The organism is Paramesorhizobium deserti (assembly GCF_001558695.1).
GTDB classification, from domain to species: Bacteria; Pseudomonadota; Alphaproteobacteria; order Rhizobiales; family Rhizobiaceae; genus Paramesorhizobium; species Paramesorhizobium deserti.
In genome coordinates this window covers 324,204-344,447 of the sequence record NZ_LNTU01000001.1, presented here as the reverse complement: position 1 = coordinate 344,447, position 20,244 = coordinate 324,204, and the positions used below count along the sequence as shown (strand labels likewise).

At 61.8% G+C, this 20,244-nt stretch carries 19 protein-coding genes and 1 pseudogene; 8 read left to right on the top strand and 12 right to left on the bottom strand.

Going from position 1 to position 20,244, the window contains the following annotated elements:
* Positions 1–3: 3 nt before the first annotated feature.
* Positions 4–933, bottom strand: coding sequence for a hydrogen peroxide-inducible genes activator (locus tag ATN84_RS01615; RefSeq protein WP_068879787.1), 930 nt, complete (start codon positions 931–933; stop codon positions 4–6).
* 211 nt (positions 934–1,144) lie between these two features.
* On the opposite strand from ATN84_RS01615, the gene ATN84_RS01610 reads away from it, so the two are divergent.
* The 4 genes from ATN84_RS01610 to guaA all read left to right on the top strand — a co-directional run bounded on the left by ATN84_RS01610 (position 1,145) and on the right by guaA (position 5,265).
* Positions 1,145–2,431: an RsmB/NOP family class I SAM-dependent RNA methyltransferase gene (locus ATN84_RS01610; protein WP_068879786.1), complete on the top strand. Its 1,287-nt coding sequence runs from the start codon at positions 1,145–1,147 to the stop codon at positions 2,429–2,431.
* Between the two features lie 53 nt (positions 2,432–2,484).
* Positions 2,485–2,940 carry a PaaI family thioesterase gene (locus ATN84_RS01605; protein ID WP_068879785.1) on the top strand — a complete coding sequence of 152 codons (456 nt, stop codon included), beginning with the start codon at positions 2,485–2,487 and terminating at the stop codon, positions 2,938–2,940.
* Positions 2,937–3,575: a 5'-methylthioadenosine/S-adenosylhomocysteine nucleosidase gene (locus ATN84_RS01600; protein ID WP_068879784.1), complete on the top strand. Its 639-nt coding sequence runs from the start codon at positions 2,937–2,939 to the stop codon at positions 3,573–3,575. The genes ATN84_RS01605 and ATN84_RS01600 overlap by 4 nt, the downstream gene beginning before the upstream one ends.
* Before the next feature lie 127 nt (positions 3,576–3,702).
* Positions 3,703–5,265, top strand: coding sequence for a glutamine-hydrolyzing GMP synthase (gene guaA / locus ATN84_RS01595; protein WP_068879783.1), 1,563 nt, complete (start codon positions 3,703–3,705; stop codon positions 5,263–5,265).
* Between the two features lie 36 nt (positions 5,266–5,301).
* Here guaA and ATN84_RS01590 read toward each other — a convergent pair whose 3' ends face one another.
* Positions 5,302–6,354, bottom strand: a complete 1,053-nt coding sequence (locus ATN84_RS01590; protein WP_068879782.1) for an AsmA family protein — start codon at positions 6,352–6,354, stop codon at positions 5,302–5,304.
* A 153-nt stretch (positions 6,355–6,507) separates the two neighbouring features.
* Here ATN84_RS01590 and ATN84_RS25790 point away from each other — a divergent pair.
* A pseudogene (locus ATN84_RS25790) lies at positions 6,508–7,301 on the top strand (MFS transporter).
* A 31-nt stretch (positions 7,302–7,332) separates the two neighbouring features.
* Here the strand turns inward: ATN84_RS25790 and ATN84_RS01575 are convergent.
* Positions 7,333–8,232 carry a LysR family transcriptional regulator gene (locus ATN84_RS01575; protein ID WP_068879779.1) on the bottom strand — a complete coding sequence of 300 codons (900 nt, stop codon included), beginning with the start codon at positions 8,230–8,232 and terminating at the stop codon, positions 7,333–7,335.
* Between the two features lie 94 nt (positions 8,233–8,326).
* Here ATN84_RS01575 and ATN84_RS01570 point away from each other — a divergent pair, with 94 nt between their 5' ends.
* Positions 8,327–9,199, top strand: a complete 873-nt coding sequence (locus tag ATN84_RS01570; RefSeq protein WP_068879778.1) for an aldo/keto reductase family oxidoreductase — start codon at positions 8,327–8,329, stop codon at positions 9,197–9,199.
* Here ATN84_RS01570 and ATN84_RS01565 read toward each other — a convergent pair.
* The gene (locus ATN84_RS01565; protein ID WP_068879777.1) at positions 9,196–10,653 is read right to left on the bottom strand and encodes a TrkH family potassium uptake protein; all 1,458 of its coding nucleotides are present in this window, start codon (positions 10,651–10,653) and stop codon (positions 9,196–9,198) included. The two genes, ATN84_RS01570 and ATN84_RS01565, sit on opposite strands and share 4 nt — an antisense overlap.
* 126 nt (positions 10,654–10,779) lie before the next feature.
* Positions 10,780–11,124 (bottom strand): hypothetical protein, encoded by a 345-nt coding sequence (locus ATN84_RS01560; protein WP_153020060.1) that lies wholly within the window; start codon positions 11,122–11,124, stop codon positions 10,780–10,782.
* Positions 11,125–11,283: 159 nt separating this feature from the next.
* On the opposite strand from ATN84_RS01560, the gene ATN84_RS01555 reads away from it, so the two are divergent.
* Positions 11,284–11,877 (top strand): 2'-5' RNA ligase family protein, encoded by a 594-nt coding sequence (locus tag ATN84_RS01555; protein ID WP_153020059.1) that lies wholly within the window; start codon positions 11,284–11,286, stop codon positions 11,875–11,877.
* A gap of 40 nt (positions 11,878–11,917) precedes the next feature.
* On the opposite strand, the gene ATN84_RS01550 is transcribed toward ATN84_RS01555, so the two are convergent.
* From ATN84_RS01550 to ATN84_RS01535, 4 genes are all read right to left on the bottom strand, one after another.
* Positions 11,918–13,192, bottom strand: coding sequence for a TRAP transporter large permease (locus tag ATN84_RS01550; RefSeq protein WP_068880816.1), 1,275 nt, complete (start codon positions 13,190–13,192; stop codon positions 11,918–11,920).
* 14 nt (positions 13,193–13,206) lie between these two features.
* Positions 13,207–13,755: a TRAP transporter small permease gene (locus ATN84_RS01545; RefSeq protein WP_068879775.1), complete on the bottom strand. Its 549-nt coding sequence runs from the start codon at positions 13,753–13,755 to the stop codon at positions 13,207–13,209.
* Between the two features lie 72 nt (positions 13,756–13,827).
* The gene (locus ATN84_RS01540) at positions 13,828–14,811 is read right to left on the bottom strand and encodes a sialic acid TRAP transporter substrate-binding protein SiaP (protein WP_068879774.1); all 984 of its coding nucleotides are present in this window, start codon (positions 14,809–14,811) and stop codon (positions 13,828–13,830) included.
* Positions 14,812–14,864: 53 nt separating this feature from the next.
* On the bottom strand, positions 14,865–15,659 hold the full coding sequence (locus ATN84_RS01535) for a GntR family transcriptional regulator (protein WP_244490961.1): 795 nt from the start codon (positions 15,657–15,659) through the stop codon (positions 14,865–14,867).
* Between the two features lie 324 nt (positions 15,660–15,983).
* On the opposite strand from ATN84_RS01535, the gene ATN84_RS01530 reads away from it, so the two are divergent.
* Positions 15,984–16,331 (top strand): SPW repeat protein, encoded by a 348-nt coding sequence (locus tag ATN84_RS01530; protein WP_068879773.1) that lies wholly within the window; start codon positions 15,984–15,986, stop codon positions 16,329–16,331.
* Positions 16,332–16,733: 402 nt separating this feature from the next.
* Here ATN84_RS01530 and ATN84_RS01525 read toward each other — a convergent pair whose 3' ends face one another.
* The 3 genes from ATN84_RS01525 to ATN84_RS01515 form a co-directional block, all read right to left on the bottom strand.
* On the bottom strand, positions 16,734–17,174 hold the full coding sequence (locus ATN84_RS01525) for a DUF411 domain-containing protein (RefSeq protein WP_068879772.1): 441 nt from the start codon (positions 17,172–17,174) through the stop codon (positions 16,734–16,736).
* Between the two features lie 119 nt (positions 17,175–17,293).
* Positions 17,294–17,632: a hypothetical protein gene (locus ATN84_RS01520; RefSeq protein ID WP_068879771.1), complete on the bottom strand. Its 339-nt coding sequence runs from the start codon at positions 17,630–17,632 to the stop codon at positions 17,294–17,296.
* 47 nt (positions 17,633–17,679) lie between these two features.
* Positions 17,680–20,214: an NAD-dependent epimerase/dehydratase family protein gene (locus ATN84_RS01515; RefSeq protein ID WP_068879770.1), complete on the bottom strand. Its 2,535-nt coding sequence runs from the start codon at positions 20,212–20,214 to the stop codon at positions 17,680–17,682.
* Positions 20,215–20,244: the final 30 nt, after the last annotated feature.

Sequence of the window (20,244 nt, the reverse complement as noted above, 5' to 3'; positions counted from 1 at the left end):
CGCCTATTGCGCCAACGCCGACAATTCCTCCGAATTAAGCCGCAAAGTATCCGCGCTCTCGCTGATACACTGCGCCAGTGCGCGAAAATCGTCCTGCCGCTCGCTCTGCCTGCGCCAGATCAGGCCGATCTCGCGCCGGGGCTCGCCGTCGGCGAACGGGACGATCCGCATTTTCGTGTGGCCGGCTTCGGCGCGCACCGCGATCTCCGGGATCAAGGTCAGCCCCATGCCGTGGCTGACCATCTGCAATAGCGTCGCCATGCTGGTTGCGCCGTAATTGATGAGTTGCCGCGGCCTGGTCACCGAACAGACCGCAAGCGCCTGCTCCCGCAGGCAATGGCCTTCTTCGAGGAGCAGCAGGCGCTCCACCGCCATATTGTCCTGCGTCATGGGTGAGGAAAGGACGTCATTGTCGTTCGCGGATGTGGCGATCAGGAAACGGTCGTGGAAGACCGGCTCGACCGTCAGCATATCGTCTTCGACAGGCAGGGCCGCCACGATGGCATCGAGCTCGCCCGCGCGCAGATCCTCGATCAGCTTCGACGTGACCGCCTCCTTCAGCTCCGTCTTCAGCGTGGGATAGCGCTCGCGCAACATCGGGATCAGCACCGGCACCAGATAGGGCGCGATGGTCGGAATGATGCCGAGCCTGATGCGCGCGTGCAGAAGCCCACGCTTTTGGGCGGCGATCTCTTCCAGCGAGCGGATTTCGCGCAATATGTTGCGGATACGCGGCAGGAGACGCTGTCCCATCTCGCTCAGGACGACTGATTTCCGTGTCCGCTCGAACAATTGCGCGCCGGCAATCTCCTCCATTTCGGCGATCTGGGCGGAGAGCGCGGGCTGCGAGACATGCGCCATTTCCGCAGCCTTGCGGAAGTGCAGCGTGGTTGCCAGCGCATCGAAATAGCGCATTTGCCTGACGGTGAACATGATAGGAATGACTTATCAAAAGCGAGCGGAAATTCAATTGGAAATTATGATGGCCGGTGTTGTGGTTCCCGACCATGATTGGTCCGGCTGATGCGCAAAACGCGATACTGCCGAATAAATCCCCGTGATTGAGGCCGGAACTCATACCCCGGCTTTCTTTTATGCACCGGGGAGGTTATGCGGATCGCAAGGGAATAAAGAAGGAAGAGACATGCGGCTAGGCGGACGCCTCCAGGCGGCGATCGAAATCTTGGACGATATCGAAACACGAAAGCGCCCTGCTTCCGATGCACTGAAGGATTGGGGCCTGGCGCATCGCTTCGCCGGCGCCGGCGATCGCGCGGTCATCGGCAATATCGTCTATGACGTCCTGCGCCGCAAACTCTCCATCGCCTGGCGCATGGACAGCGCGGATGCCCGCGACATTGCCTATGGCGCGCTTCTTTCCGATGCCGAGATGAGTGCCGAGGGGATCGTTGCCGCTCTCGCTGATGACAAATTCGCCCCCGCACCGCTCGATGCCGACCGTCTTGCCGCCTGGGAGAGCCGTGACCTGGCCGCCGCGCCCGATCATGTCCGTGCCGACGTGCCGGAATGGTGCGCTCCGCATCTGGAGGCGCTGTTCGGCGCCGATTGGGTGCGCGAAGGGGCGGCCCTTGCCGCCCGTCCGCCGGTCGATCTGCGGGTGAACACCTTGAAGGCGAGCCGGGCCAAGGTCCTGAAGGAATTAGCGCGGGCAGGGGCGGGCGAAGCCCCGCTTCTCCCCGGCGCTGTCCGTGTCCCACCACTGCGCGCGCTCGGCCGCCATCCCAACGTCCAGGCCGAACCGGCGTTTCAGAAAGGCTGGTTCGAGGTACAGGATCTGGGTTCGCAGATCGCCGCGCGGGTTGCGGCGGTTGAGCCGGGCCAGCAGGTTTTGGACTATTGCGCCGGCGCCGGCGGCAAGACGCTGGCGCTCGCCGCCGAGATGGAGAATCGTGGGCAGATCCACGCCTTCGATGCCGAAAAGCCGCGGCTTGCGCCGATCTTCGAACGCCTGAAGCGGGCCGGCGTCCGCAACACGCAGGTCCACGCCAATCCGGAGGATCTGACCCCGCTCGAAGCCCAGATGGATGTGGTTCTCACCGATGCGCCCTGCACGGGGTCAGGTACCTGGCGCAGGCGTCCCGACGCGAAATGGCGCTTGTCGCCGCAGCAGCTGGAAAGACGCGAGACCGAGCAGCGCGAGGTGCTCGACGCCGCAAAACGCTATGTCAAGCCGGGCGGCCGCCTCGTCTATGTCACCTGCTCGCTCTTCGCCTCCGAAAACAATCTGCAGATAGAGGCTTTCCTTCGGAATAATGCGGACTATTCCGAGGTTGACGCGAGGCCCCTCTGGCAGGCAGCCGCGCCGGCCGGTGAAGCCACGCCCGTCTTCCCCTCGCATGGCATGGTGCTTTCCCCCGAGCGGACGTCGACCGACGGCTTCTACATCAGCGTCCTGCAACGAGCCGGTTGATATTGCAGTGCGAAAAACTGGCGCTATGCTGGCATGACTGAATAGGAGAAGACATGCCACAGGCGCGCATAGCAGAACCGGATTTTCGCGAGCGGGTCGAGGAGAGCTTCGCGCGCCAGGCCGCGATGAAACTGATCGGCGCCGAACTGACGCTGTGTGAACCGGGCATCGTCGAGATCGAACTGCCTTTCCGCGAGGATCTGACCCAGCAGCATAATTTTCTTCATGCCGGCATCATTTCGGCGGCGCTTGATGCCGCTTGCGGCTACGCCGCCTTTTCGCTGATGCCGCAGGGCGCTGCCGTTCTCACGATCGAGTTCAAGGTCAATCTGCTTGCGCTGGGAAAGGGAGAGCGGTTCCTGTTTCGTGGCGAGGTGACGAAGCCGGGCCGCACCATCATGGTCAGCGACGGGCAGGCTTTTGCCGTCGCCGATACCGAGGCAAAGCTGATCGCCACCATGACCGCAACGCTGATGGTTGTGCAGGACCGCAAGGGGCTGCAGGGATGACCGCGCCTTTGACGCCGGTCGGCGGCAGGAACGTTCTTTTTGTCATGGCCGTCGAGGCGGAATATGGTCCGCATCTGCGCCGGCTGTTCCAGCCGCTTATGACGGGTGTCGGCCCGGTGGAGGCCGCCGTAGCGCTTTCCTCCACCCTGGCGCCGATGGCCGTTTCAGGCAGCCTGCCTGACCTCGTCGTTTCGCTCGGCTCCGCCGGCTCGCGCTCCCTGGAACAGGCGGAGGTCTATCAGGCGACGAGCGTCGCCTATCGCGACATCGATGCGTCGCCGCTCGGCTTCGAGAAGGGGCGGACGCCGTTTCTCGATCTGCCCGCCGTCGTGCCGCTGCTCCATTCCATCCCCGAAATCCGGGAAGCATCGCTCTCGACCGGCGGCAACATCGTTTCCGGCGCCGCCTATGACGGCATCGCGGCCGACATGGTCGACATGGAAACCTTCGCCGTTCTGCGCGCCTGCCAACGTTTCGGCCTGCCGCTGATCGGCCTGCGCGGTATCTCCGACGGCGCTGCCGAACTGCACCACATTGACGACTGGACGGAATATCTCCATATCATCGACGAAAAGCTGGCCCTCGCCGTCGGCAGGCTGGAAAAGGCACTCGTCGACGGCGCGGTGACATTGTGAAATTTCCGGCCATTTCTTCGCAAAAAGTATGAGGTTCCTGACTCAGTTTGTCAGGAAGTGGAATCAGTTTGCCAGCTCCGGCGTATAAGCCGTTGCATCGAATCGGCTTTTTCTCTAGAGGCTCCGCATGAGCATCACCGCACACCCAGACACAGTCCTTATCATCGATTTTGGCAGCCAGGTCACGCAGCTTATCGCGCGCCGTGTCCGAGAGGCTGGCGTCTATTCCGAGATCGTTCCCTTTCAATCGGCCGAGGAAGCCTTTCACCGCGTCAAGCCGAAGGCGGTGGTTCTCTCCGGCAGCCCGGCCTCGACAGTCGATATCGGCAGCCCGCGCGCGCCTGATCTCGTCTTCGAAGCCGGCATCCCGGTGCTCGGCATCTGCTATGGCGAGCAGACCATGTGCGCCCAGCTCGGCGGCAAGGTGGAGGGCAGTGACCACCGCGAGTTCGGCCGCGCCTTTCTCGAGGTGGAGCAGGATTGTGCGCTCTTCGAAGACGTCTGGGCGCCGGGCACCCGCCATCAGGTGTGGATGAGCCATGGCGACCGCGTCACCGCGCTGCCGCCCGGCTTCAAGGTGGTGGGCACCTCGAACGGCGCGCCCTTCGCGGCGATCGCCGACGAGAAGCGCAAATTCTATGCCGTCCAGTTCCACCCGGAAGTGGTGCATACTCCCGACGGCGCGAAGCTCCTGCAGAATTTCGTCCACAAGATCGCCGGCATCAAGGGCGACTGGACGATGGCGGCCTATAAGGAGCAGGCCATCGAGGCGATCCGCAGCCAGGTCGGCAAGGGCCGGGTCATCTGCGGGCTTTCGGGCGGCGTGGATTCCTCCGTCGCCGCTGTGCTGATCCACGAGGCGATCGGCGACCAGCTCACCTGCATTTTTGTCGACCACGGCCTGATGCGCAAGAACGAGGCGGCGGAAGTGGTCGCCATGTTCCGCGAGCATTATAACATCCCGCTGGTGCATGTGGACGCCTCCGATCTCTTCATCGGCGCGCTGGAAGGCGAGACCGATCCCGAAAAGAAGCGCAAGACCATTGGCCGCCTGTTCATCGAGGTGTTCGAGGCGGAAGCCAAGAAGATTGGCGGCGCGGATTTCCTGGCGCAGGGCACGCTTTATCCTGATGTGATCGAGTCCGTCTCCTTCACTGGCGGTCCCTCGGTGACGATCAAGTCGCACCACAATGTCGGCGGCCTGCCGGAACGCATGAACATGAAGCTGGTCGAGCCCTTGCGCGAGCTCTTCAAGGACGAAGTGCGGGTGCTGGGCAAGGAACTCGGCCTGCCCGAGCATTTCATCGGCCGTCATCCTTTCCCCGGGCCGGGTCTCGCGATCCGCTGCCCCGGCGGCATCACCCGCGAGAAGCTCGAGATCCTGCGTGAGGCGGACGCGATCTATCTCGACGAGATCCGCAAGGCCGGTCTCTACGATGCCATCTGGCAGGCCTTCGCTGTGCTGCTGCCGGTGCAGACTGTTGGCGTCATGGGCGATGGTCGCACCTACGAATTCGTCTGTGCGCTGCGCGCCGTCACCTCGGTGGACGGCATGACGGCGGATTTCTATCACTACGACATGGAATTCCTCGGCCGCGCCGCCACCCGCATCATCAACGAGGTCAAGGGCATCAACCGCGTCGTCTACGACGTGACCTCGAAGCCTCCCGGCACGATCGAGTGGGAATGATTCAGGCTGTCGGCCGGGCGATGCCGAACTGGCGGTTCAGTTCTTCTGGCTGATATGGGTGTATCCTTGCGAATCGTTGGTGATGTTCAATCGGCTCGTACCGGTCTGGATCTCGTCGTCGATTGCAATGAGCCCTTGTTGCAGCATGAAAGCGACGCCTGCATCTCCGATGGGATTTTGGATCATGATTTTGCCGCCATTGACGGTCCCGTTCGATACGATCGTGAAAAGCTTTGGCCAGTAATCCTTATTGGGAATATCGAAGGGATTGTTTCCGGAATAGCCGTCAAACCGCATCCTGGCCGAGCCTGGGCCAAGCACGTAACCTGAGCCTTCGGCGGGGGGAGGGGTAGAGGAAGCGTCAAACTGGAAATGCGACACGGCCGATTCGCTTGCGGAGATCAGCGTCTCCTCGTCCATTTGCAGCGAAGCCGCGCTTATGCGAACCATCGAGGCTGCGGAAAAATTCAGCTTCGCCTTATAGGTGATAAGCCTGCTGCCTGCCGCCAGATCCAGTGCATACGCGCCGTTGGGCGATGATGCTGAAGATGTGCTGACGTCGATTTGTGTCCAGCCCAGCTGCATGACATTCCGAACGCGCGCAGACATCTTCGCCGCGTCCGTCAGGGTGATATGGGTGTCGCTGCCTTCAAGGACCAAACCTTCAGTGTCGAAAATTTCAAAAGAGCCATTCTGCGTGATGTTTATGGTGAGGGGCCATTCGAACAGGGCGCCTGCTGCGTTTTGGAGCCGGAATTGAGCTTGATTTTGTACGGTGAATTGCATCGTCGACTGGGGGTTTTGCGACATGTAGAGCGCGTGCTGCTGTGCTCCGTCGTAAACAAGGGTGCCATTCGCAATGTTGAAAATGGTCGGCGGAGTGGCCGTTGAAGTGGCGAGGCCTCCCCATTCCGTCTTACCGTCGCCAAAAGACGTCAGCAGCGTCAGTGTCCGTCCGGGAGCATCCATGGTGAATGATTTGCCCGGATCTTTGTTGAAGCTGGCTGCGGAGCCGGTCAAAGGCAGGTCGTTGTCCTCATTATAGGTCTGATCAGAATGCGGATCCCATTGAAAGGAAGCATCGGTCATGGCTGGCTCCGTCAAGGCTGTTTTCCAAGCTTGTTTCAAAGAGTAACAGGTCGCGCTATCGGCGCTACGCGATTGGGTTTTCTTGGTGCATTGAACGTGAAACCGCTGTCCGATAGGTATGCAGCATCGCACGGCGCTGAAGGGAACGGTTGAATGGCGGCTGATATTTCGCAAACGCCTGCGGGCCGGTCCGTTCCCGCTGGCATCTGGGTGCTGGGCTTTGTTTCGCTGCTGATGGATGTCTCCTCCGAGATGATCCACGCCCTGCTGCCGGTCTATATGGTGACGGTGCTCGGCACCTCGACCCTCGCCGTGGGCATCATCGAAGGCATTGCCGAAGCGACCGCCTCGATCGTCAAGGTCTTCTCCGGCGCGTTGAGCGATTGGCTGGGAAAACGCAAGCTGCTCGCCGCATTGGGCTATGGGCTCGCAGCGTTTACAAAACCGGTCTTTCCGTTGGCGCCCAGTCGATCGGCTTGCCTGTGATGCTGATCCCCGCCGTGCTGGTCGTTATGAACATCGCCTATTCATTGTCGGCTTATCCCGTCGGCATTCTCTCCGACAGCCTGGGCCGCAAGATGCTGCTTGTTTTCGGCCTTATCCTGCTGCTCGCAGCCGATATCGTGCTCGCCTTTGCATCCGGCCTGGCAGCCGTCATGATCGGCGTCACGCTCTGGAGCCTGCATATGGGCTTTACCCAGGGGCTGCTCTCCGCCCTGATCGCCGATGCGGCTCCGCCCGAGCTGCGCGGCACGGCCTTCGGTCTCTTCAACCTCGTCGCCGGCGTTGCGCTTCTCCTGGCCAGCATTATTGCTGGCGCCTTTTGGGATATCGTCGGGCCGCAGGGCACGTTCCTGGCCGGCGCTTCATTTGCCGTCCTGACGCTGATCGGCCTCGTCCTTATCCGTCATCGCCTGGAGGGCGGTGAGGTGCTGGACGCCAAATAGAGGGGGTGCGGTCTCAGCGGTGTCCCGCGGCTCAGGTCGGCTTCTTGATGAAATCGATGAACGCCCGGAGTGGCGCAGGCACGAGGCGCCGTCCGGGATAATAGAGGAACGGTCCGGAGAAGCGCTGCCACCAGGGTTCCAGCACCGGTTCGAGAGCGCCGCTGTCGAAATGCGGACGCAGCCAGTCCTCGAACAGCCCGACGATGCCGAGACCCGCGAGTGCCGCGTCGACAGCAAGGTTGCTCGCCTCGCCGGCCTGCACGATCAGCGGCCCCTTGGGTTCGATCAGGATCGTCTCGTCCTCGCGCTCAAACTCCCAGGGTGCCATTGTGCCGCTCGGAAAGCGGGCGCGCAGGCAGGCGTGTCCCAAGAGGTCTCGCGGGTGCTCGGGCCGTCCACGCGCATCGAGATAGGCGGGGGAGGCGGCGGTGGCGTAGCGTTGCAAGCGTGGGCCGATCGGCACCGCGATCATGTCCTGCTCCAGCCGTTCCTCATAGCGGATGCCGGCATCGCATCCCGCGGCAAGCACGTCGACGAAGCTCTCTTCGGTGATCACCTCCAGCCGGATATCGGGATAGGCGGCTAGGAACGGCGGTACGATATCGGGCAGCACCAGCCGCGCTGCACTCACCGGCACATTGAGGCGCAACACGCCCGCCGGTTTGTCGCGGTAACGGTTGACTACGTCGAGTGCGGCTTCCATCTCGGTCAGGGCCGGCCCGAGCCGCTCCATCAGCCCTTGACCCGCTTCGGTCAGGACAACGCTGCGTGTCGTCCGGTTGAAGAGCCTGACGCCAAGCTGCGCCTCCAGCCGGCGCACCGCCTCGGAGAGGCCCGAGGCGCTCATGCCGCTCGCCCGCGCTCCGTCGCGAAAGCCGCCGGCCCGCGCCACTGCGACGAAAGCGTTGAGATCACCGAGATCGACTTTCATTGTCCGCTTTTCCGTACAGCCTGTCCAGTTTGTACTGGATTATCGCGAGGGTGGACAATGCATATTTCTGTCGCATCACGAAAGGAGACAGATCATGTCCAATATCGAGCTATCAGATACCTTCACCCTCGGCGACCGCACCGTGAAGCGGCTCGGCTATGGCGCCATGCAGCTTGCGGGCCCCGGCGTATTCGGCCCGCCCAGGGATCGCGATGCCGCCCTGGCGGTGCTGCGCGAGGCGGTGGAGAGCGGCGTCAATCATATCGACACCAGCGATTTCTATGGACCCCACGTCACCAATCAGCTGATCCGCGAAGCACTCCATCCCTATCCCGACGATCTCGTCATCGTCACCAAGATCGGTGCTCGGCGGGGGCAGGATGCCTCCTGGTTGCCGGCCTTCTCGTCCGAGGAGCTCGCTCAGGCCGTTCACGACAATCTGCACAATCTTGGCCTGAATGTGCTGGATGTCGTCAATTTGCGCATCATGTTCGATCCGCACGGCCCGGCCGAAGGCTCGATAGAGGCGCCGCTCACCATTCTGGCCGAACTCCAGCGGCAAGGATTGGTGCGCCATATCGGCCTGAGCAACGTCACGCCGGCACAGGTTGCGGAAGGGCGGCGGATCTGCGACATCGTCTGCGTCCAGAACCAGTATAATCTGGTGCACCGGGCCGATGATGCGCTGATCGATGATCTAGCCCGAGACGGCATCGCCTATGTGCCGTTCTTCCCGCTCGGCGGCTTCACGCCGCTGCAGTCCTCCACCCTGTCGGATGTGGCCCGGCGCCTCGGCGCAACGCCCATGCAGGTGGCGCTTGCCTGGCTCTTGCGCCGCGCGCCGAACATCCTGCTGATCCCCGGCACTTCGTCCGTTGCGCATCTGAAGGAAAATCTCGCTTCGGCCGAACTCGATCTGCCGGACGATGCGCTCGAAGAGCTGGACGGGCTGGGGCGCTCCGCTTAACGCATCCAGAAGCTCGGCAGCAACACCACATAGAAGGTCACGAGCTCGAGCCGTCCGAGCACCATGGCGAGCATGATTAACCATTTTGCCGTCTCGGGAATGGCGGCAAAATTCGTGCCCGGTCCGACGACGGGGCCGAGGCCCGGACCGGCATTGGCCATGCCCTGCGCCACCGCCGAAGTGGCGGAAAGGAAATCGAGCCCGGTGGCCATCACCAGCAGGGACAGGACGAGAAGCGTCATCAGGTACAGGAAGAAGAAGTTCCGCACGGCGCTGATCGCATCGTCGCTCACGGCCTTCTCCTGATAGCGCATGCTGACGACGACATTGGGGTGGAGCATTCTGCGCAGGCCCGCCACCGATCCGGAAAACAGGAGCTGCCAGCGGAAGATCTTGATCGCGCCGGCGGTGGAGCCGGCGCAGCCGCCGACGAGATAGAGCATAAAGAACAGGCCGATAGCGAAGCTTCCCCAAGTCGAGAAATCCGTTGTGGCAAAACCCGTATCGGTGATGATCGAGGTCACGTTGAAGGCCGAGAGCCGCAGGGCCTCTTGCGGGGTCATTCCTTGCGAAATGTTCCACGCGGTGCAAAGGGAGATGGCAAGCGACAGAATGAGCAGGAAAGCGCCGATCTGCTGATCGACGACGCGATTGCGTCCGCGCTGCGTTAGAAACACCGCATAGAAGGCGAGCGGCAGAGCGCCGGCGACCATGAACACTTCCGTGACGAGCTCGATCGGCAGCGAATTGTAAAAGCCGATCGACGCGTCCTTGATGGAAAATCCGCCGGTCGCAATCGTGGTCATGGCATGGTTGATCGCATCGAAGACCGGCATGCCGGCGAAAATGAGCGCTATGGCGCAGGCGAGCGTCAGCGAGACATAGACCGCCGCAATGGCCTGGGCGAGCTGGCGCACCTTCGGAAACGGCTTTTCGGATACGTCGGATGATTCGGAGCGGAAGAACTGCATGCCGCCGACGCTGAGCGCAGGCAGTACGCTGAGCGCCATGACGATGATCCCGACGCCGCCGATCCACTGCAGGAGCGAGCGCCACAGCAGTAGTCCCTGGGGCATGTCGTCAAGCCCGGTCAGCACGGTCGCCCCGGTCGTCGTCAGCGCCGAAACCGACTCGAAAAGCGCATCCGTGAAGCTGATATCGAGCGACCCGTAAAGCGGTATGGCGCCGCACATGCTGACCGAAAGCCATGCCGAGACGGTGACGAGATAGCCCGTCCGCCGGTCCGGCAGGCGGAAATCCGGCCGCCGGAATGCCGCCACCAGCAAGGCAGCAACCCCGCCGACGACTGCCGCGCTGGTGAGGAAATTGACGGCATCGTCGCCACCGCTGGCGGATACGATGTCGACGATCGCGGGAACAAGCATTGCCGCGCCAACCGGCAGAAGGAACAGACCGTTCAGGAACAGGACGAAGTAAGCTCGCTCCTTCGTCATGATGCCGCCTCCGGGTTGCTGGGAAAATTGAGATCGATGGGCAGTGGAAGGTCATCCCGCATTAGCGCGCTTTATAGCGGACGGCGTGAAATCGGCAATGGTGTTATTTACGATAGGCAACAAGGCTTAAACCTGCCGTCGTGGATTGTAAGGGCTTGACGGGTTGACGTCGATATCGACGTCTTCCACGCAGGCCTGCGCCTGCCGGTGGCTGGATCCCGCATGCCAGGGGCCGTCGCGCAGTTGAATATGGCTCACTTTGGCAAGCCGGAAGCATTTCCACTGACCTTCGGGCGGAAGGCCGCTCCTGCTCTTACCGGCAAACTGATAGACCAGCGCCATCTCCTCACCCTTGCTGTGGCCCAGGATGATCGGGCAGATCGCCCGTTTGTAGCCATCATAGGTACAGTGGATCTGCTTGCGCTCCTTCATCGCCTGGGCGAACAGCGTATAGGCTTGGCTCGGCACCATATTTCTCATCCTTTCGACCTCAGCAGATATGGCAATCCGACGTGAAGTCGATAGCTGGGCCGGCTGGTCAGGCTTGCGCGGCTCTTGCGCTGTGTTCACTATATGTTCTATTATCTTGGCCCTTGAGCGAGAGGGGGGCATGCAGGTGTAAGGTGTCCCATGCAAGGCGCGTTTGAGTTTTTAGAGGTTTTACCGCCCCGGCCAAAACGGCCTGAGCGGCTGTTCTTCGGCCTGTTTCCGGATTTCGAAACATCCATTTACACACGGCAGTTCGCAGAGCAGCTCGTTTGGAAAAATCATTTGAAGGGGTATCTACTTCAGCCGAACCGTCTTCATATGACGCTGCATCATCTTGGGGATTTTACGCGCCTGCGGGAAAAGTTCATTTATGCGGCAGGGCTGGCTGCAAAAGCTGTTTCGATGAGCCCGTTCGAGATCACTTGCCGGCGCATCATGAGCTTCGAGGGAGCTCCGCCTGCTGCCGGCAGACAGCGCAGACACCCGCTGGTCCTGGTGGGCGAGAGCGATCCGCTGTTGGAGCTTCATAGAATCCTTGGTGCCGCCATGCGGAAGAATGGTTTGCGGGCAGCCGAGAATTTCGTGCCCCATGTAACATTGTTCTACGGCTCAAAGCCGGTTCCTTTGCAGCCAACCGAGCCGATCCGCTTCGCCGTCAATGAATTTGCACTGGTTCACAGCAAACTGTGGCTTACGGAATATCACGTCATCAAGCGCTGGCCGCTGCAGGGTTGATCCGTCGCCCCGGTTTAAGGCCGGGGCGACGCCTCTTGTTTTATCGATACCATAGCGTCGGCAGATAGAGCGTCAGCGCCGGGATCGTGGAAACCAGCACCAGCACGAGGATCAGCGGGATCAGGAACGGCAGCACCGCCATCACCGTGCGGTCGAAGGAGAGCTTGCCAACGCGTGACAGCACGAACAGCACCATGCCGACCGGTGGGGTGAGGAGGCCGATCATCAGATTGAGCACCATGACGATGCCGAACTGCACCGGGTCGATGCCGACCTGGTTGACCACGGGCATGAGGATCGGCACCAGGATCGAGATCGCCGCAATCGTCTCCATGAAACTGCCGATGACCAGCAGGATGATGTTGATGATCAGGAGCAGGAGTAGCGGGTTCTCGGTGATCGACAGAAGCGCCGTGGCGACATGTTCCGTCACGCGCGTCGTCGTCAGCACCCAGCCGAACAGCGAGGCGGCGCCGACGATGATCAGCACGCTTGCCGTGGTCTCGATGGTTTCGAGCGTGATGCGGTAGAACTGCTTCAGGTTCAGCGAACGGTAGAGGAAGATGCCGAGGATCAGCGCCCAGGCGCAGGCTGCGACCGCTGCTTCCGTGGGCGTGAAGGCGCCCGAGGTCATGCCGCCGATGATGATGACGGGCGTCAGCAATGCCGGTACCGCACGTAGGAAGGAGGTGCCGAGCATGCGCCAGTTGAACGCCTGGTCGCGGCCGACGCCGTTGCGGCGCGCATACCAGCTGACATAGATCATCAGCGCCAGCGCCACCACCAGGCCTGGAATGATCCCGCCCGCGAAGAGCTGCCCGATCGACACATTGGCCATCACGCCGAACACCACCATCGGCAGCGAAGGCGGAATGATCGGTCCGATGGTGGAGGACGCCGCGGTGACCCCGACCGAGAATTCGTGATCATAGCCATGGTCGCGCATCGCCTTGATCTCGATATTGCCGAGACCGCCGGCGTCCGCCACCGCCGTGCCGGACATGCCGGCGAAGATGATCGAGCCGACGACGTTGACATGGCCGAGGCCGCCGCGCAGCCAGCCGACCGCGGCGGCAGCGAACTCGAAGATGCGGTTGGTGATCCCCGCCGTATTCATCAGATTGCCGGCGAGGATGAAGAACGGCACGGCGAGCAGCGGGAAGGAATCGACGCCGCCCGCCATGCGGTGCAGCACCACGAAATCCGGGATGTTGGAGAGGAACGCCGTATAGACCAGCGAAGCGCCGCCAAGCGCGACGAAGATCGGCGCGCCGATCAGGAGCAGGGCAAAAAGGGCCAGGAAAAGTAGGAGCATCGTTTCGTCCGGCTTCAATCGATGGGGAGTTCGGGGTGGGATGGGGCAGGGCGCCAGCCGCGCCGCATATCGGCGATGAAGCGCTGCACGGCGCGCCACAACATCAGGAAGCAGCCGAGGGCGACGCCGCCATAGACGATGCTCATCGGCCAGGGAAACACCGTCATGGTCTGGATCTGCATCCGCTGGGTGATCGAGATCGAAAACCAGCACAGAAGCCCGACGAAGCCGACGACAAGGAAATCGATCGTGAAATTGAGAATGGGGATGAACCGTGCGGGCAGGAACATATGCGCCACCTCGACGGAGATATGCGTGCCGCGCCGCATCGCGATCGCCGCGCCGATGAAGGTGATCCACATCAGCAGGTAGCGCGCGATCTCCTCCGTCCAGGCGAACGAGTCATTGAGGATATACCGGGTGAAGAACTGCAGGAACACGATTACCGCCATGCCCCAGAAGATCGCAAAGGCCAGCCAGTCCTCCGGGTGATGGTCGATCACGGGATCGGGCTCCTCCGGCACGACGAACTGCGCTCCGGCACCGTGCTTGTCGTCAGTCATTTCCGATAATCCTTGATGAGAGGCATCCGGCCGCAATGATGCGGCCGGCGGTGGAAAGCCGCTTCCTTCGGGCTACAGCGCCTGCAGCGCGTCATACTGCTCCTTGGTCCAGACCGCGCCGGAATCCGGATCGTTGTGCAGCGGCTGCGCGGCTTGGATGAACGGCCCGCGATCGACCTCGACCACCGTTTTGCCCAACTCGCGGAACTTGTCGGCAAGCTCCTGCTCCTGCGTGCGGATCTGATCGGTGCAGCGCGCCGCCGCCTCCTTCAGCACATCCGTGAAGATCTGCTTGTCCTCGTCGCTCATGCCGCTCCAGACATGCCCGCCGACGATGCTGACGAGCGATTCTGTGATATGGCCGGTCAGCATGATATGGCTCTGCACTTCGTAGAATTTCTTGGCCATGATGGTGGGCAGCGGGTTCTCCTGGCCGTCGACGGTGCCTTGCTGCAGGGCGAGGTAGACTTCGGCGAAGGCGATCGGCGTGGCGTTGGCGCCCACCGATTTGGTGAACATCTGGAACAGCGGCGCCGGCGGCACGCGCAGCTTCATGCCCTTCATGTCCTCCGGCTTCGTGATCTCCTTGTTGGCGGTCACGTGGCGCTGGCCGTAATAGGTGAGCGAGACGACGTGATGGCCCGTCTTGTCGTCATAGCCCTTGGCCAGTTCCTGGAAGAGCGGGGAATCGCGATAGGCCTTCCAATGATCGAAATCGCGCAGGATGAAGGGCGCATTGGTCATCGACAGCGGCCCGTAGATGGAGCCGGCGAAGGCCACGCCTGTATAGATCATGTCGACGGTGCCGAGCGTCAGCGCCTCGTTGATCTGGTTCTCATTGCCGAGCTGCGAGGCCGGAAAGACCTCGATCTTGTATCGGCCGTCCGTCCGCTTGGCGATCTCCTCGCCGGCCCACAGGGCCTGGGTGTGATAGGGTTCGCCCGTCTCGTAGACATGCGCCCATTTCAATACGGTCTCGGCCGATGACGGACCGGCGGCGAACGCCGCCACCGCCGCGATGGCGGCGAAAGTGAATTTCAGGATGCTTTTGGTCATGACAGTCTCCTCCCTGTGTTGGACCGGCCCGGCTCCCACCGGGCATCTGTTGCCTACCCCGTTGCCTCCCGCCATCCGTCGAATTCCCCTTCGTCGGCGAAATAATCGGGGTAGTTTTTCATGATCGTGGCCATATCGAGCCGCAACTGATCGATATGGGCGGCCATTGCCGCGGCTGCGGCGTCGGCGTCCCGCGCTTCTATGCCCGCCAGAATGGCCTCGTGATCGCTCTGCACACGCGCCATTCGCCCCTCCTGCGGCAAAGTCAGGCGGCGATAGCGGTCGAGCTGCGTCTTGACCTGCTGGACGAGCGACCAGATGCCGGGATAACCCGCCACGCGGGCTATCTCAGCGTGGAAAGCCTCGTCGGCGGTATGAAACGCCTCCTCGTCGCCACGCTCGGCGGCTTCGGTCTGGCGCTGGATCAACATGCGCAGGCTCATGAGATCGCTGACGCTGGCGCGCTCGGCGGCGGCGCGGGTGGTGATATCTTCAAGCGATTTGCGCACCAGGATCGCTTCGGGCAGCCGATGCGTGGGAATGGGCGTGACCCTGGTGCCGGATTTCGGGATGATCTCGACCAGCCCTTCATCGGAAAGCCGCAGAAGCGCTTCTCGCACAGGCGTGCGTCCGATGCCGTAGGCCGCCGACAGCTCCTTTTCCGAAACAACCGTGCCGGGTTTCAGGATCAGTGCAAGGATGTCGTCACGCAGCCGCTTGTGCACGGCGGTCGCGATCTTCTGGGCATTGCCCGAGAACCAGGCATTCCGGCGGCCGGCGAGTCCGAACTCGCCCCTGGCCTTCGCAGACCCGGCGTGCTGTTCATCCTGTGGGCGATCTTCCGGCACGTCGTTCCCTGACATATCTGATATATAAGTTCTATAACAAGAATTGATACCAGCCCGCAAGCACAGGCCGGCATGTTGTGGAAACAATTGTTCTGCTGGTTGGGAAGGCAGGGCCTTGATCGCCGGCCCCACCCCTCGGCCGGTGCGGTATGTGTTTAGCGATATGCTTTCCGGCGATCCGGCGGTATAATGTTGAAGACAGCGGAATGCGTGCCAAGATCGGTGACGCGCTGTCGGAAAGCCGGTCGAACGCTTATCCGCCGGCCGGCCAGAACTGCCTCGATCCGCAAGTGTGCCGTGCACGCTTCATTCGTGGAGGTTGTTATGGAAAACAGAAAAACACAGGACTGGATCAATCTGCTCCTGGCAATCTGCCTGTTCGTTTCCCCATGGGTGATCGGCTTTTCCGCCGAAACGGTCCCAGCCTGGAATGCCTGGATAGTGGCCGTTATTCTCGGCGGCCTGGCGATCGCCACCCTTTCGGCATTTGCCGAATGGGAGGAATGGGCAAATCTCGTCCTCGGCCTCTGGCTGATCGTATCGCCCTGGGTGCTCGCATTCACGGGCAATGCCGGTGCGACATGGACCCATCTGATCCTTGGCGTAATCGCTGCGGTGATGTCGGCCTGGGCGGTCTGGGACTACAGGCATAACCCGCACGTCCATGCCTGAGCCATCAGGCAGTGAAGATGAGCCCGCCGCGCCAGCGACGGGCTCTTTGCTTGAATCGTTACATGAAGTAATTGAATCTATACATGAAGAATTGTCTCAATATTGCTTTCCAATATTGTTTAAAAGCAAATAATTATACCTGTTTATTGATTCAATATTAGAAGTGTTCAGTCTGTATGTTTAAAACCCGCCGGCCGCTTCTGAGCACCCGGCAGGTTTATGCTTGGTCGTACGTCAAGGGCGGGAGTCCGGTTTTGCCGAGATCCCTTCTCATGCTTCTAACGGAACAGATACTTGACGAGTGCGGCGACGCCGAGGACAAGCACCAGCACGAAAAGCAGCCAGACCAGCCCCATCCCCCACATCATCATTCCGCTCATACCATCCATCATTGGACTGCTCCTACTCCTTGGCGTAGACGCCGCCCAATTCACCCGGCTTCCGGATTTCCATGACCTCGAAGGGCGCTTCCTTCGTGCCGCCCATTCCGGGCGAGCCCGCGGGCATGCCGGGCAAGGTGATACCCTTGATATCAGGCCGTTCCGTCAGCAGCTTGTTGATAGCGCCGACCGGCACATGGCCGCTGACGAAATAACCATCAATGAAGGCTATGTGGCATCCCTCCGCGCCTTCCGGAATGCCCGCCTTGCGGCTCATTTCCGCGACGTCGTCGGTGGGCTTCACGGTGACGTTGAAACCGTTTTCCTTGAGATAATCGGCATGGCCCGTGCAGCAGCCGCAATACGGGTCCTTGTAGAGCGTGACATCCTTTTCACCGGCCATGGCCGGAGCGCTGCTCAGGATGAACGAGGCGAGGGCAAAAGTTTTCGCGAAATTGGACATATTCGTTTCCTCTGAATTCTGATCTTGGGCGGCGCATGACCTCCGCCATGCCGCGATCCCGTATCGGTGGCTTTCATGGAATATGGTAGCCGAAGCCCGCGGGGCAGACCCTGCCGGCGTCAGCGCGTGATGCTGCTTCGCGGAGGGGCGAGATCAGGCGGACTGGCATCGCCGTCCGTCTCTATCAGCAGGAAATCCGCTCGATCGCTCGCGAGAACAGGAAGTCGAATCCCTGCCGCTGCTGTAATCCCGGCGAAAGGCATGAGACAGCCTTGTTCGCATACCGGCGCTTTGCCGTGGTCCTTTGGACAGCCTTCGCAATCCACCATATCCATCTTGGCCATCACCGCGGCGGACATGGTTGCCGACATGCCCGCCGTCTGCGCTGCATGCGCGATGGTGCCCGTGGCGAACATGGCGAGAAGCAGGATTGCGAAAATGCGAACAAGGCGGCCCATGATGCTATGCTACGCCGTTCTCGCGCGCTGTCCAGTTGAAACAAGCCTCAGACGACGAACCGGTCCCAGGCCCCGTAATGCTCGTTGCTGCGCGCGCCGCGCGGCAGGCTGAGCGCGATGATGAGGAGACCGGCGACGACGTCGTTCAGGATCGCCCCGGCCGCCGCTCCTGCGAGCAGCCACGGCGCGACGATAAGCCAGAGACCGAAGAGCACATTGATGAAGCGCAAAGGCCGTCCCACCTCGGCCATGGCGCAGACGGCAACGGTGATGATCATCGCACCCGTCAGATGGTCGCTGTCGGCGATTGCGCCTTCCGTGTCGAAGATCAGACGCGAGAACATCAGCCAGGCGCCGATAACGCAGCTTGCAAGGAGCGGCCATGGCAGTGTGACCCCGCGCACCGCGGCGATCGCCTGGCTTTTGACGGGAGCGGCGAAGCCGGGGTCCTTTTCGTCCTTGCCGCCGGAGGGCTCCGCGCCACCCATGAAGAATGTCCGCCAGAAGGGCTGTCCCGCCCGATGGCTGCGGAGCATGTACTGGCCCATCGCCACCACCTCGTCGAGCGTCAGCGGGATCATGATCAGCATGGCGAAGGCGGCGATCAGGCAGAGCGTGCAATAGGTGCCGATCATGATCGGCTGGATGATGATGAAGAAGATCGAGACGCCGCCGAGCGGCACCACCAGGATGAAGAAGAAGGTCACCATCCACGGCATGGTGCGCCAGCGTGAGGCTGTGCCCATCGCCCCCATCAGCGCCTCTATCATGTAGCTGGTGGCGCCCAGCCCGGCATCGGGAATGGGCCAGGCGCGGGAAACGTCAGAGGTGATGATGAATTCCGTGCCGTTCTTCGCCGCATCACCGGAGAAGAATGGCTCCCATATGCCGTCGATCTGGCCCATCTGGTAAGCCGTGAGATAACGCGCGATCAGGAAGCCGAAGAAGCCGAGCGCGATGATCGGCAGGCGCTGCAGCCAGCTCGACGGCGAATAGCTCCAGCCCGGTGGCACCGTGCTTTCGTCCATCATGCCTTCGTGGCTCATGCCCGGCATCATCGGCACCAGCACGGAGAAGGCGATGGCGAGCGCGCCGACGATGGTGTCGTTGGCATAGGCGGCGGCACTCGGTGTCCAGAAGATGAGCGGCGCGAACAGGAGCCACAGGCCGACCACCGTCGTGCCCCACTGCACGGGCGCAAAGCGCGGCGACAGCGCGAGCGCGCCGAAGAGCATCAGGAGAAGGCCGCAGACGATATCGTTCCAGCCGGTAAGCGCATTGCGCAGGGCCGGCTCCCAGAGCGAACGCTCCAGGGTGAGGTCGCGCACCATCGCCGCGCCCGCCGGGTCGAACAGGGCGAACTGCAACGGGCTGGTGAGAAGCCATGCGCCGAGGGCGATCACCAGACAATGCGTCCACAGCATATGCCCGTGCATCGCTTTCATATCCGTCATATGCCCGGATTTCATCTTCTCCTGCCGGGCCTGAAGGCCTGCCGCCCTGGCGCGGGCCTTGCCGCCCCGCCCGGCCACCTTGGCCGCATTGAGCTTGTTGATGCGGTACCAGCCGGATGGATCGGCCTTCAGCGCCCTGATCATTTCAGGCAGGGCGGCGCGCAGCGAATGTTTGGGTTTCCAGCCGAGCAGCGTACGCGCCCGTGAGATATCGAGGTCGTAATGGTCGTCGGCGATGTCGACCATCCAGGGGCGAATGAAGGTGTCCTCGCCCAGAATATCCGTCTGCACCCAGGCGCCGGCCTTGGCGAGCGGCTTCGGCACCTCCCAGGTCTGCCATTCCTCGCCATGGATGAGGCGGCCGATCTCGCGTTGCAATTCGCCATAGCCGATCGCCTCCGGCTCGCCGAGCAGCAGCGGCAATTCCGTCGGCAGGTCCTTTCTTTGCCGCACGAGCTTCAAGACGGCGTCGGCAAGGTCATCGAGATGCAGATAGGACTGCCCGGTCCGCAGGTCGCCGGGATAGACGCGGGCCGTCGGATCGCGCTCATAGATGCGCGATATCTGGTTGGCGAGGAACACGTTGCTTCCCCGGTCGTCGTAAACGCCGGCGGGGCGCAGATAGACGACCGGTATAGAGCCTCGCTGTTCATGGATCGCCTGTTCCGTCACGATCTTCGAATTGCGATAGGGAAGTTGCGGCTCAAGCGGCGTATTCTCGTTGATCTTTTCGCCGGGTCCGGTGGCGCGATGCGCCAGCATTGAGCTTGCGAAGACGAATTGCTCCACCTCGAAATCCTGAAGCACGCTGAGCAGCCTTTCGGTGCCGCGCAGGGTAATCTCTTCATATTTCGGGTTCGGCTCCCCCGTGAGGTCGAAATAGGCGGCGAGATGGATGACGGAGGCGATGCGGCGGCCATGCCGCTTGCCGATGCGCTCCAGAGCGTCACGGATGTTTTTCTCGGATGTGAGGTCGATCTTCTCGAATTCGGCTGAAGGCGGCAGTTCCCCCGGCTTCTGCAGGTCGAGGCCGACGACGTTGTAAGCCGCGGCAAGCTTCCCGACCAGGGCGCGCCCGATAAAGCCGCTGCCGCCGGTGACGAGAACCGTTTCCCTGCCATTGCTCATGCCGTTCCCCGCATGATTGCCGATGTCCCT